Origin of the sequence: Erwinia rhapontici (assembly GCF_020683125.1) — a bacterium.
GTDB classification, from domain to species: domain Bacteria; phylum Pseudomonadota; class Gammaproteobacteria; order Enterobacterales; family Enterobacteriaceae; genus Erwinia; species Erwinia rhapontici.
On sequence record NZ_CP085627.1, the window covers coordinates 1,508,060 to 1,520,954 of the forward strand.

Sequence of the window (12,895 nt, forward strand, 5' to 3'; positions counted from 1 at the left end):
GGAGGCGCAGGGTACAAGATGCTTAACTATTTTCTCAAACGCTTACTGGGGCTGATCCCCACGCTGCTGATCGTGGCGGTGCTGGTGTTCCTGTTTGTTCACCTGCTGCCCGGCGATCCGGCGCGACTGATTGCCGGGCGCGAAGCCGATGCCGATGTGGTGGCGATGGTGCGCCAGCAACTGGGGCTGGATTTGCCTTTGCCGCAGCAGTTCTGGCAGTACATCACCCATGCCGTGCGCGGGGATTTTGGCATCTCGATGGTGTCGAAACGCCCGGTCTCGGAAGAGATCGCCCAACGCTTTCTGCCGACGCTGTGGCTGACCCTGAGCAGCATGGTGTGGTCAGTGATTTTTGGTATGGCCATTGGCATTGTCTCTGCCGTATGGCGCAACCGCTGGCCGGACAGGCTGGGGATGACGCTGGCGGTTTCAGGGATCTCTTTCCCGGCGTTTGCGCTGGGCATCCTGCTGATGCAGGTTTTTTCCGTGGAGCTTGGCTGGCTGCCGACCGTCGGCGCCGATAGCTGGCAACACTATATTTTACCCTCCATTACCCTCGGCGCTGCCGTAGCGGCGGTGATGGCACGCTTTACCCGAGCCTCTTTCGTTGAGGTGATGCAGGAAGACTATATGCGTACCGCACGCGCTAAGGGCGTGCGTGAATCGGTGGTGGTGATCAAACACGGCCTGCGCAATGCGATGATCCCTGTGGTCACGATGATGGGCCTGCAATTTGGCTTCCTGCTGGGGGGCTCCATCGTGGTCGAGGTGGTGTTTAACTGGCCAGGGCTGGGGCGGCTGCTGGTTGATTCGGTGGAAATGCGTGATTACCCGGTTATTCAGGCCGAAGTGCTGCTGTTTTCGCTGGAGTTTATCTTGATTAACCTGGTGGTCGATATGCTGTATGCCGCGATCAACCCCGCCATTCGCTACAAGTAAGGATGCATGATGATTAACTGGCGACGTAACGCCGTACTCTCAGCGCTGCCGGGTATCAGTCCCCATCGCGTCCGTACCCCGTGGCGTGAGTTCTGGCGGCGTTTTCGTCGCCAGCATGTGGCGATGATTGCCGCTGTTTTTGTGCTGCTGCTGATCCTGATTGCGCTGTTTGCACCGCTTCTCGCCCCGTTCGATGCCGAGAACTTTTTTGATTACGATCGGCTGAATGAAGGGCCGTCGCTGGTCCACTGGTTTGGCGTGGATGCGCTGGGGCGTGATATTTTCAGTCGCGTGCTGCTGGGTAGCCGGCTATCACTGGTCGCGGGTTTCTTCTCGGTAGCGGTGGGTGCCGCGATAGGCACGCTGCTGGGGCTGTTAGCCGGTTACTACGAAGGCTGGTGGGACCGCATCATTATGCGTATCTGCGATGTGCTGTTCGCGTTTCCCGGCATTCTGCTGGCGATCGCCGTGGTGGCGGTGATGGGCAACGGCATGTCGAATGTGATTCTGGCGGTGGCGATATTCAGTATTCCGGCCTTTGCCCGCCTTGTCCGCGGCAATACGCTGGTGCTGAAGCATTTGACGTATATTGAGTCGGCACGCAGTATCGGCGCATCGGATCTGACTATCATCCTGCGGCACATTCTGCCGGGGACGCTGTCGTCGATTGTGGTTTATTTCACTATGCGTATTGGTACTTCAATCATTTCGGCAGCCAGCCTGTCATTTCTTGGGCTGGGCGCGCAGCCGCCGACCCCGGAGTGGGGGGCGATGCTCAATGAGGCTCAGGCTGATATGGTGCTGGCACCGCACGTGGCGATTTTCCCCAGTCTGGCGATCTTCCTGACCGTGCTCGCTTTTAATCTGCTGGGGGATGGCCTGCGGGATGCGCTGGATCCGAAGCTAAAAACCTGACGCTGACCGCAGTCAGATCAACTATTTTGCTTATCCCGCTGGTGAAAGGTCAGGCGCGCTCTATGCTTGAATAACCTTCACTGAGCAAGGAATTTGGCAATGCAGAATTTGCGTCTCCCTCTGGTCGCCGGGCTGGCAACGTTGTGTCTTGTGCTGGCCGGCTGTTCGTCAAAAGTAGCTGATACCACACAATATTCCGGTTTTTTGCCGGATTATTCCCGCCTGAAAGCATCGGAGTCTCCCAGCGGTCATGAGACGTTGCGCTGGGTTTCGCCTGATTTTAAACTGTCTGATTATCGCGGCATTTATTACACCCCGGTGGTCTATTACCCGGCAGCAAAACCGACTGCCCGCGTCAGCCAACCCACGCTGGACCAGGTGCGCAGTTATCTCGACCAGCAGTTGAAAAATGCGGTCGCGCAGCGTAAAACGCTGGTGAATCAGTCCGGCCCCGGCACGCTGATCATGAAAACGGCGATCACGGCGGTGAATGCCGAAAATCAGGATATGAAGTTCTATGAAGTGGTGCCGGTGGCGGCGGTCGTTGCCAGCACGATGGCGGCCTCCGGGCATCGTACTCAGAACAGTGTGCTGTTCCTGGAAACGCAGTTGCTGGATGCGAAAACCGGCAAACCGGTGGTGGAAGTGATCCGCAAGGCTTACGGAAAAACCGTGCCTAACAGCAATGCACCGATCAATCTGAGCGAGCTGAAAAGCGGTATCGATGAGATGGTACGGGACGTTGTGACTTTCCCTGCGCAGTAAAGTACTCGTTGTTGGCCGACCGCAACACTCGGTCGGCCACTTTTATCTTGATGCTGTAACGGGTGAACTTTCTGCCCGGATTTAACGGATCATGCTTTGTAACTGACCGGCGGTTTTCATCAGATCCATGACTAACGGCTGGAGTTTTTGCTGAATGGCATTGTACTGATCCAGAGCTTTCTGGTCGGTAAACTGCACGATATTCCCGGATACGGTGACTTTGTCTCCCTGCTGTTTCAACAGATCCACCTGGCTCACCAGCAGCGTCAGCACCTCCGGGACCTGCGTGGCAACCTGCAACGCCGCATCACCCGGTGCAACAATCACTTTAGCCCACACCTGGTCATAAACCGCCTTCAGATCGTCCGGCTGTTTCAGCGCGGCATGTTTGCTTTCGCTATCCGCACGCAGCTTCTCCAGCACCGGTTTCCAGGCGGCACTTTGATCGGCCATTTTTTTGAGGTCATCGCGCTTAGCCATCAGGTTGCTGACGGTATTCACACCCCTGAACTGGGCAAAAACTTCGCCCAGGGAGGCGCTGAACACGTTGCCCATCCCCTTGTGATAATCCGTCAGTAACGCATAGTCGCTGGCATAGGGGCCGAATGCTTTGGTCTCCTCGTCCGTCAGGGTAGGGACGGCAACCTGCGATTTTGCCAGCACGCGTGTTTGCAGGAATTCAATAAATGCCTTGCGCTGTTCTGGCTCTTTGTCGCCGCAGCCGCTTAATGTCAGCAGCAGGGCCATCATGATCAACGGTAGCAGTAAAAAACGGATGAAACCCGTCTGTGGTAATCGTGAAGTCATCAGACATATCCCTTGTAGTATTGAAAAAATAGCCCGGGGAATATAGCGCACTGAACCGGATAATTCGGCAATTATTGGTAATTTAACTACGTTTAATTAACAAATAGCGATAAGGAGCATAACGATGAGAGGTTGCCTGGCGGCGTTAACGATGGTGTCAGCGTTATTACTCAGCCCAGCGATACGGGCTGAAAAAGTCCATGCTGAGGTGCTACAGGATGGGTTGGATCATCCCTGGTCGCTGGCCTTTCTACCGGATAACCAGGGGATGTTGATCACCGAACGTTCCGGCCAGTTACGCCGCTGGCAGGCCGGAGCGGGGCTGTCTGAACCGATTGGTGGTGTGCCTGAGGTCTGGGCGCAGCGCCAGGGCGGATTGCTGGATGTGGTACTGGCACCTGATTTCTCCAGCAGCCGCCGCGTCTGGCTCAGTTATACCGTCGCCGGGCAGGACGGCCGCGCCGGAGCGGCAGTTGGCTATGGCCGGCTCAGCGAGGATCATCGCCAGCTGAGTGACTTCCGCGAAGTGCTGCGGCAGCAGGGGATGTCAACCGGTGCCAATCTGGGGACACGCCTGGCCTTTGACCGCAGCGGCCATCTGTTTATCGCTTTTGGTGATAATTTCCAGGCTGAAAAAGCGCAGGATTTGTCGGCTCTGCAAGGCAAGATTGTTCGTCTTAACGCCGATGGCTCTGTTCCGGCCGATAATCCACTGACCACTAAAGCAGGGGCTCGGCCTGAAATCTGGAGCTGGGGGATGCGTAATCCGCAGGGACTTGCCCTGAATCCGGCCAGCGGTGAAATCTGGGAGAGTGAACACGGTCCGCGTGGCGGCGATGAAGTGAATATCCCACACCGGGGCAATAATTACGGCTGGCCGCTGGCGACATGGGGGATTGATTACAGTGGTGAAAAAGTCCCCGGCTCGAAAGGAGGCCGCGTGGCGGGAACCGAGCAACCCGTCTGGTACTGGAAAGTCTCTCCGGCGATTAGTGGTATGGCGTTTTACAGCGGCACACGCTTCCCACAGTGGAAAGATTCACTGTTTATCGGTGCACTGAAAGAGAAAAACCTGATCCGCCTGAGCCTTAATGGCAATCGGGTTGAGGGGCAGGAACGTTTGCTGGCAGACCGTGGTGAGCGTATTCGTGATGTACGTACCGGGCCGGATGGCTGGCTGTATGTGCTGACTGACGAGGCGAATGGCAAACTGCTGAAGGTGGGATTGTAGCCTTAAGCAACAAAGCAGGGCTGACCGGAAGCGATCAGCCCTGAACGTTAACGAAGCCAGTGACAGATTTCCCAGCCGCGCTGCTGAGCCAGCAGGCTGAGCGGTTCGGCAGGGTTGATAACCCAGGCATGGTCCGCATGTTCCAGCATCGGCAGGTCGTTGATGGAATCACTGTAAGCCCAGGTGCGGGAATAGGTCGGCGTTTGCGCCTGTTGCAACCAGTCGTTCAGACGGCTGACTTTGCCCTCTTTATAGGTCATGGTGCCATAGGTCTGGCCGCTGTAGCGGTCATCAACGATCTCCACGCCAATCGCCAGTGCACCGCACGCGCCCAACTGTTCTGCGATCGGTGTAACCAGATGTTCACCACTGGCCGAGATAACAATGACGGTATCGCCACGTTCCTGATGCCAGCGCATTCGCTCGCGGGCGGCAGGGTAGACGCGTGGCAGGATGTCTCGCTGAATAAAGCGGCGGATCCAGCCGGATACCGTGGCGGCTGACATCCCAGCCAGCGGGGAGAGTGTGGTATGCATATAGGCTTCCATCGACAGCGAGCCTTGATAGTATTGTTCCATCAGAGCCCGCTCTTCATCGATCAGAGCGGCAGGGGCAAACCCCTGGGAAACCAGCCAGCGCAGCCACAGGCCGGTACTGTCTTCACAAATCAGTGTTTCATCAAGATCAAACAGCGCTAAATCCATCGTCGTGACTCCTCTTGCAGACTTTTCTCAGATTAGCGGATTTTTGTGACAGGCTTAACTGTTCGCCGATAATTCGGATTTACGCCCGTTTTACTCTTTGTGAAAATGACGCTAGATTGTGCCTTATTGCAGGAAAAATCTGCCATATTGAATAAACTCTAGAAATCTTTACGGTAAAATTGTTCTTTTTCAGGATGTAACACCTTAGTGTAGGGAGTTAGTCTCCTGGCTTTAATTTTAATCATTGTCTTTCAAATGGATACCTGGTCACGACATGAAGAATATTCCCCTGTCATCCCGTGTTTATACACTGGCTACCACCTCCACGCTGTTGCTATTAACGCTATCCCCCGTCAGAGCAGAGCAGGCACCTGCCGCTCCGCAGATTGAGGCGAAAGCCTGGGTGCTGATGGACTATAACAGCGGTAAAGTGCTCACCGAGTCTAATGCCGATCAGCGCCTTGACCCGGCCAGCCTGACGAAAATGATGGCAAGCTATGTTACCGGGCAGGCTCTGAAAGCAGGCAAAATCAGCAACGATGATATGGTGACCGTTGGCAAAGACGCGTGGGCCACCGGTAACCCGGTATTGCAGGGGTCATCCCTTATGTTCCTGAAACCCGGCGACCGTATCCCGGTTTCAGAGCTGAATAAAGGCATTGTGATCCAGTCCGGTAACGATGCCAGTATTGCTCTGGCCGATCATGTGGCGGGCAGCCAGGATTCGTTTGTTGGCTTGATGAATAACTACGTGAAGGCGCTGGGGCTGCAAAATACCCATTTCAAAACAGTGCACGGGCTGGATTCCTCCGGTCAGTACAGCACTGCTCGCGATATGGCGCTGATCGGCCAGGCGTTGATTCGCGATGTGCCGGAAGAGTATGCCCTGCACAAAGAGAAAGAATTTACCTTCAATAAGATTCGCCAGCACAACCGCAACCGCCTGCTGTGGAGTACCAATTTGCACGTTGACGGTATCAAGACGGGTCATACGTCCGGTGCCGGCAACAACCTGGTGGCTTCCGCGACGGACGGTGATATGCGCCTGATCTCCGTGGTGCTGGGTGCGGCTACCGATGCGATTCGTTTCCGCGAAAGTGAAAAGCTGCTGACCTGGGGCTTCCGTTTTTTTGAGACCATCACGCCGATTAAAGCGGGGAACGCATTTGCCACCCAGCGCGTCTGGTTTGGCGACCGGAAAGAGGTCAGTCTTGGTGTGGCGAAGGATGCTTCAATTACGCTGCCAAGAGGGCAGATGAAAAATCTGAAGGCCAGTTTCACACTGACCCAACCGCAGCTGACGGCGCCGCTGGCTAAGCATCAGGTCGTTGGGACAATTGACTTCCAGTTGGATGGCAAATCGATTGAGCAACGCCCGCTTGTGGTGCTGGAGGAAGTGAAAGAGGGGGGATTCTTTAGCCGCATGTGGGACTTCGTGATGATGAAGATGAATAGCTGGTTTGGTAGCTGGTTCGCGTAAATCGTCAACGTATTGGGCAAGGCGTGCCTTGCCCCTACATACGACTTCGGGATTTTACAGGGCGAGGCGTGCCTCGCCCCTACATACGGCTTCGGGATTTTACAGGGCGAGGCGTGCCTCGCCCCTACATACGGCTTCGGGATTTTGCAGGGCGAGGCGTGCCTTGCCCCGACAAAGCGGGTGTGGGATTTTGCAGAGCGAGGCGTGCCTTGCTCCGACAAAGCGGTAGGGGTCAGGCATGCCTGACCCTGTGAACATCAGATCAGGTCATACGCCACGGCGGAAATTGCCACCAGGCCTACCAGCACGACAAACACATTGCTCAGCTTGCCGCTGTATTTGCGCATCGCCGGGACTTTGTTAATCGCGTACATCGGCATCAGGAACAACAGCACGGCGATGATGGGGCCACCCAGGCTCTCAATCAGGCCGAGAATGCTTGGATCGAGTGTTGCCACAATCCAGGTCGTCACCAGCATAAACAGCGCGGTAAAGCGGTTCAGTTTATGCTCGGCAATGGTTTTACCCCGGCTGCGCAGCATCTTATTCACCGTACCATTAAAGCCTTCACGTGCACCCAGATAGTGGCCCAGGAAGGATTTGGTAATGGCCACCATCGCAATAATTGGTGCCAGCCACGCCATCAGCGGGGTGTCAAAGTGGTTCGCCAGATAAGACAGAATAGAGATGTTCTGGGACTTGGCTTCCGCCAGGTTTTCCGGTGTCAGGCTCAATACACAGCTGAACACGAAGAACATCACGGTAAGCACCATCATGATATGGCTGCGTGCCAGAATGCGTGAGCATTTTGGTTCAGCCTGGTCGCCGTACTCTTCGCGTTTGGCAACGGCAAAGGCAGAGATAATCGGTGAGTGGTTGAAGGAGAACACCATGACCGGGATGGCCAGCCACAAAGTCATCATCAGACCTTTTCCGCTGCCACTCAGGCTGACGTTGTCGAAGATTGCGCTGCTCCAGTGTGGGATCAGGTATAACGCCAGCAGCATCAGTACCAGAACAAACGGATAAACCAGCACGCTCATCGTTTTGACGATGATCTCTTTACCAAAACGCACAATCGTCATCAGACCGACAATCAGAATCAGAGACAGCAGCGCACGTGGCGGTGCCTGAATCTGCAACTGGTGAGTCATGAAGCTTTCCACGGTATTGGTGATCGCCACGCTGTAGACCAGCAGGATCGGATAGATGGCAAAGAAGTAGAGCAGGGTGATCAGCTTACCGGCACCCACGCCAAAATGTTCTTCAACCACTTCAGTAATATCTTCGCCCGGATTACGGCCAGACAAGACGAAGCGGCAGAGTCCACGGTGAGCAAAATAGGTCATCGGGAAGGCCAGTACGGCCATGATGATCAACGGGATCAGGCCACCAATTCCGGCATTGATTGGCAGAAACAGTACGCCCGCACCAATCGCCGTACCATAAAGGCCGAGCATCCACATAGTGTCAGTTTTACGCCACGCGCTGGCATCCTGCGTTGCTTCGGGGCTCAACACCGCCGTTTGGGATGTGTCCATGATTTCTCCAGGGTTGAAATGTTAAAACAATTAACTAAATCGTATTCCTTCCGCGATATCAGAATTAACCCCTGATTACGGCTTTAATTAATTACTCTGATTTTATGGCGCACACTCTACCACTAGAAAAAATAGAAGAAAGCACTGTCTTTGGGGTTACCGGTGATCGAAATCACATTTCCATCACCTTTTTTAGTGTGAACATCTGTAGGGTGGGTTTTTGAAGGGGTTATTGACCAGGTAATGAGTGTTTAAACAGGTATTTACACTGATTTTTATCATTTTGGTATGGTGAAATAGTGAGCGTAGGCGGCGAAAATATCAGCTTTGTTTTTCGTAATTTTTTAATTATCAATGGGTTGTATTTTTTTTAGTGGAGTGGTTTGCGGTTAATTTAAGCGCCTTGCGCAACACGCATAATATCTGGGAGATAGGTTGATGATGTTGCGCAATAAGCAAAAAGTGATTTGCATGAAATAGCCGTGCATTTTTTAAAAAAACAGGGAGAGGTGTGATCTGCATCAAAGTAAAAGAGCCTGAATAATCAGGCCCATCATGTTGGATTAATCGCGTACCCATCCTTTACTGATGGGGAAGGCAAACAACGCCCGATAGAGAGAAGAGAGGCGGGGTAGCAATGTCGCGCCAAACAACTGCCAGAATATTTGCGCAAACAGGCAGGAGAGCAGTCCCACCAGCATGCCACCCAGCATATCCAGCGGCCAGTGTACGCCCAGATAAACGCGCGACCACGCAATGGCTGCGCCAGTCACCATCAAAATCGCGCCTGACCACAGGCGGTGCCAGCAGATAAAGGCAATGGCAAAGGTAAAGATCACCGTACCGTGATCGCTGGGGTAAGAGTCATCCGGCGCATGTGACAGGAACTGATGCCCCAGACCAATAGCAAAAGGGCGCGGGTGTGGGAAGAGTTGCGCCAGGCACCAGGAAATCGCAAGGGCGTAAAGCAGTGCTATGCCGGTTTTAACCACCAGCACACGTTGTGAAGTGAGCTGGCTGCGAGGCCCCCACAGCCACAGGCCCACGATCAGCAGGGGAACAATGGCGATCACATCGCGGGCAATAAAGGTGGCCAGGTCGATCAGCCATTCGGGTGACGCCGTGTTGGCATTGACCCAAAGAAACAGTGCCCGGTTCAGCTCTTCCATCATGTTGATTTCCTCGTCTTGTTAAGCAGATACGTTACGCATCCGAAAGTCACACATTGCGTCAGCCAGACCCACCATGCTGCCCACAGGTTGTGGGAGAGAAAGTGGGCGCCGCGCATAATCTGTCCAAAGCCCATCACCATGCCAACGGCCAGGGCTGCCCACCAGCAGGCCCAGGCCAGGCGTGTGCGTTGTGGGTAGAACAGAAAAAACAGCGCCAGGGCACTGAAGCCGCTGGATGCATGGCCGCCGGGGAAACAGCGTCCCGGCCCGCTGTTCACCGGGACAGCGCCGAACAACGGGTATGAGACCGCCTTCCCCCCAAATTCCACCAGATCCCACGGACAGGAGTGGGCACTGGTGGCCTTGAGTACGCCCACCACCAGCGGGCCAATGCCCATCAACAATGCCACTAATACCCAGCGTGGCTGACGGCGTACCACGCCGGCCAGCAGCAGTACGATACCCCCGCCAATGACCATCTGTTTAAGCAGCCGATGGTTAATCAAATCAAGCCAGTGATTATCTTTCCACGGAAATTGCTGTGTCAGCGGGTCAAACCACAGGCGAGTGATCGCCATATCGATGCTTTCACTGCGCGACAACCAGATAAACACCATGGCGCTGAGGATCAGTAGCACGAATTGCTTAAGGTAAAAGTGTGTGGGCAAGGGGTAAAGAGAATCGCTCTTAATTACACGATTCGTTTGGCTTTTGTTGAGAATTAATGATGATTTCATGACAGTTTGGCGACCAGGGGAGCATGGTGCTACTTTGCCGTGAGGGGCTTAAGGAAACATTAAGAAGGCCGCAGAAAATCGGACAGGAGCAGAAAAGAAAAAAACCCGAAAATCATAAGATTAACGGGCTCCACAATAAGGGGATTTCAAAGAAAAGCAGTGGCATAAATTAAGACTTCACGCCGTCACAAAAGTTCTCTGAAATCGATTAATTATTTTATCCGCCTAAAATCGGCCAGATTATCACGATTAATGTTCCAGCCAGCGTCAGTAAAACGTTAGCAATGGCATAGGTTCCTGCATAGCCCAGTGCCGGGATGTTACTGCGTGCAGTATCGCTGATTATTTCCATCGCCGGGGCGCAGGTGCGGGCACCCATAATGGCGCCAAACAGCAGGGCGCGGTTCATTTTCAGTACCCAGGCACCGAACAGGAAGCAGATAATCACCGGCACCAGACTGACAACCAGCCCGGCACCCAGCATCAGCAGACCGGTTTCGCCTAAACCGTGGGTGATGCCGCTACCGGCGCTTAAACCGACACCCGCCATAAATACCATCAGCCCGAACTCTTTCACCATCGTCAGCGCGCCCTGAGGAATGTAGCCAAAGGTTGGATGATTGGCACGCAGGAATCCCAGCATAATACCGGCAAACAGCAGACCTGCCGCGTTGCCAATGCCGAAACTAAAGCTGCTGAACTGGAAGGTGATCATCCCGATCATCAGGCCGACGATAAAGAAGGCACAAAATGCCAGCAGGTCGGTCATCTGACTGTGAATCGAGATAAAGCCGATGCGGTCGGCGACGGATTTCACGCGTCGTGCTTCACCGCTGATGTGCAACACATCGCCTTTGTTCAGGATAATGTTGTCGTCGATAGGCATTTCGATCTGGCTGCGGATCACCCGGTTAAGGAAGCAGCCGTGGTCTGTCAGCTTCAACTGGCTCAGACGTTTATTCACGGCATTGTTATTCTTAACCACGATCTCTTCATTGACGATGCGCATATCCAGCAGGTCGCGGTCGAACACTTCTTTTCCGTTACGGAAGCTCGGATCCAGGCGGGAATGCGCGTCAGGATAGCCTACCAGCGAGATCTCATCGCCAGGTTGGAGCAGGGCATCGCCGTCGGGGTTGGCGAGAATGCCATTACGGCGAATTCGCTCAATGTAGCAGCCGGTTTGACGGTAGATACCCAGCTCACGCAGATTCTTCCCATCGCTCCAGGCAACCAGTTCCGGGCCAACGCGATAGGCGCGGATCACTGGCAAATAGACTTTGCGCTGGCTGTCCGGGTCCAGCCCACGTTCGCGGGCAATCTGCTGTGCGCTGGTCGGCAGGTCCTGATGCTGTAATTTAGGCAGGTAACGTGCACCAATAATCAAACTTACCAGGCCCATCAGGTAGGTCAGCGCATAGCCAAGGCTAAGATGATCCTGTGCCAGCGTCAGGCTTTTCTCGTCGGTGAGGGTTTGCCGCAGGGTATCGCCCGCGCCAACCAGCACCGGCGTGGAGGTCATTGAACCGGCCAGCATCCCGGCGGTCAGGCCGATATCCCAGCCGAACAGTTTCCCGAGTCCAAGCGCAAGTATCATCGCACTGGTGACCATGACAATCGCCAGCATGAGATAGTTTTTTCCATCGCGGAAGAAAATAGAGAAAAAATTCGGCCCGGCTTCCACGCCGACACAAAAAATAAATAACATAAAGCCGAGATTGAGTGCTTCAGTATTAATCGAAAAATGCTGCTGGCCGAGCAGTAATGAAACAACTAAAACACCAATAGAATTACCCAGTTGAACAGATCCTAACCGAAGTTTGCCTAAACATAACCCCAGGGCGAGTACGACAAATAATAACAGAATGTAATTTCCACTTAACAAATCTGCGATGTTTATATTCACGGTTTAACTTCTTGTTTACCAGTAACCTATTGAAGAAAAGGGGTTTATACGCTAGATTCCACCCTGTGTTCGTCATTCGTCTGCTGTGGGTTAACAGGACTTGCCAACAGCCAGATAAATTGCACCACTATGTTAATCCCTATGCCGATTGACAGCCAGTCTCCGGCACGCTTATTTGTTACCCGTTCTGTTTTTATAGAATAGGCTGACCAAAACCGGCAATTACCCATAGTGACTGAAATGGCTAATTGATGCGTTGAATTGAATTGGGTTTTAAATAACCTGGAGAAAATTCCCGTGTGGATAAAAGGTATCCGTTGGACAGGCCTGATTGCCTGTAGCGCACTCTATGGTGCTATCTATATCGCCGTGCGCTATCCGCTGCCCGCAGGGTACATCGGGCATGCGCAGTTGGGTCTGTTGTTGTTTGTGCTGCCGGGCGCACTGGCCGCGTTGACCTCAAAAGAGTCCCCACTGACCGCAATGGTGATTGCTATCGCACTGGCGTCCCCTCCTTGCCTGGTGCTGATGCAGTCTGACGGTTTTAACTCTGTGGGCCTTGGGCAGGAGATTGCGTTTATCGCCAGTGCGGTATTCTGGTGCGGGTCTGGCACATTGGGCGTGATGCTGTGGCGCACGCTGATGGATATCCATCACCAGCAGGATGGAAAAGGGCGTTTATAGCATTGCTGCAAAAG

12 protein-coding genes are annotated in these 12,895 nt (G+C 53.8%); 6 read left to right on the forward strand and 6 right to left on the reverse strand.

Annotation, left to right across the window (positions count from 1 at the left end; all coding sequences use genetic code 11):
* Positions 1-18: 18 nt before the first annotated feature.
* The 3 genes from gsiC (at position 19) to LJN55_RS07185 (ending at position 2,619) form a co-directional block, all read left to right on the forward strand.
* Positions 19-939, forward strand: coding sequence for a glutathione ABC transporter permease GsiC (gene gsiC, locus LJN55_RS07175; RefSeq protein ID WP_133841096.1), 921 nt, complete (start codon positions 19-21; stop codon positions 937-939).
* Between the two features lie 9 nt (positions 940-948).
* Complete coding sequence (gene gsiD, locus LJN55_RS07180; RefSeq protein ID WP_171149435.1) at positions 949-1,854, forward strand: glutathione ABC transporter permease GsiD; 906 nt, start codon at positions 949-951, stop codon at positions 1,852-1,854.
* 99 nt (positions 1,855-1,953) lie between these two features.
* A complete protein-coding gene (locus LJN55_RS07185) occupies positions 1,954-2,619 on the forward strand; it encodes a DUF3313 domain-containing protein (RefSeq protein ID WP_227535936.1) in 666 nt (221 codons plus the stop codon).
* Positions 2,620-2,700: 81 nt separating this feature from the next.
* Here LJN55_RS07185 and LJN55_RS07190 read toward each other — a convergent pair whose 3' ends face one another.
* Positions 2,701-3,426, reverse strand: a complete 726-nt coding sequence (locus LJN55_RS07190; RefSeq protein WP_159338108.1) for a DUF3053 domain-containing protein — start codon at positions 3,424-3,426, stop codon at positions 2,701-2,703.
* A gap of 124 nt (positions 3,427-3,550) precedes the next feature.
* Here LJN55_RS07190 and LJN55_RS07195 point away from each other — a divergent pair, with 124 nt between their 5' ends.
* On the forward strand, positions 3,551-4,657 hold the full coding sequence (locus tag LJN55_RS07195; protein ID WP_407647786.1) for a PQQ-dependent sugar dehydrogenase: 1,107 nt from the start codon (positions 3,551-3,553) through the stop codon (positions 4,655-4,657).
* 47 nt (positions 4,658-4,704) lie between these two features.
* Here the strand turns inward: LJN55_RS07195 and LJN55_RS07200 are convergent, their stop codons facing one another.
* On the reverse strand, positions 4,705-5,361 hold the full coding sequence (locus LJN55_RS07200; protein ID WP_133841092.1) for an HAD family hydrolase: 657 nt from the start codon (positions 5,359-5,361) through the stop codon (positions 4,705-4,707).
* Positions 5,362-5,635: 274 nt separating this feature from the next.
* On the opposite strand from LJN55_RS07200, the gene LJN55_RS07205 reads away from it, so the two are divergent.
* Positions 5,636-6,841: a serine hydrolase gene (locus tag LJN55_RS07205; RefSeq protein ID WP_227535937.1), complete on the forward strand. Its 1,206-nt coding sequence runs from the start codon at positions 5,636-5,638 to the stop codon at positions 6,839-6,841.
* A 257-nt stretch (positions 6,842-7,098) separates the two neighbouring features.
* On the opposite strand, the gene LJN55_RS07210 is transcribed toward LJN55_RS07205, so the two are convergent.
* The 4 genes from LJN55_RS07210 to LJN55_RS07225 all read right to left on the reverse strand — a co-directional run bounded on the left by LJN55_RS07210 (position 7,099) and on the right by LJN55_RS07225 (position 12,197).
* A complete protein-coding gene (locus LJN55_RS07210; RefSeq protein WP_159338109.1) occupies positions 7,099-8,382 on the reverse strand; it encodes an HAAAP family serine/threonine permease in 1,284 nt (427 codons plus the stop codon).
* Positions 8,383-8,945: 563 nt separating this feature from the next.
* A complete protein-coding gene (gene ybjG, locus LJN55_RS07215) occupies positions 8,946-9,551 on the reverse strand; it encodes an undecaprenyl-diphosphate phosphatase (protein ID WP_227536357.1) in 606 nt (201 codons plus the stop codon).
* Positions 9,551-10,291, reverse strand: coding sequence for a phosphatase PAP2 family protein (locus LJN55_RS07220; RefSeq protein WP_133841089.1), 741 nt, complete (start codon positions 10,289-10,291; stop codon positions 9,551-9,553). The genes ybjG and LJN55_RS07220 overlap by 1 nt, the downstream gene beginning before the upstream one ends.
* Before the next feature lie 217 nt (positions 10,292-10,508).
* Positions 10,509-12,197: an aspartate:alanine antiporter gene (locus tag LJN55_RS07225; RefSeq protein WP_133841088.1), complete on the reverse strand. Its 1,689-nt coding sequence runs from the start codon at positions 12,195-12,197 to the stop codon at positions 10,509-10,511.
* 297 nt (positions 12,198-12,494) lie between these two features.
* Here LJN55_RS07225 and ybjM point away from each other — a divergent pair, with 297 nt between their 5' ends.
* Entirely contained in the window at positions 12,495-12,881 is a 387-nt protein-coding gene (gene ybjM / locus LJN55_RS07230; protein WP_159338111.1) for an inner membrane protein YbjM, read from the forward strand.
* Positions 12,882-12,895: the final 14 nt, after the last annotated feature.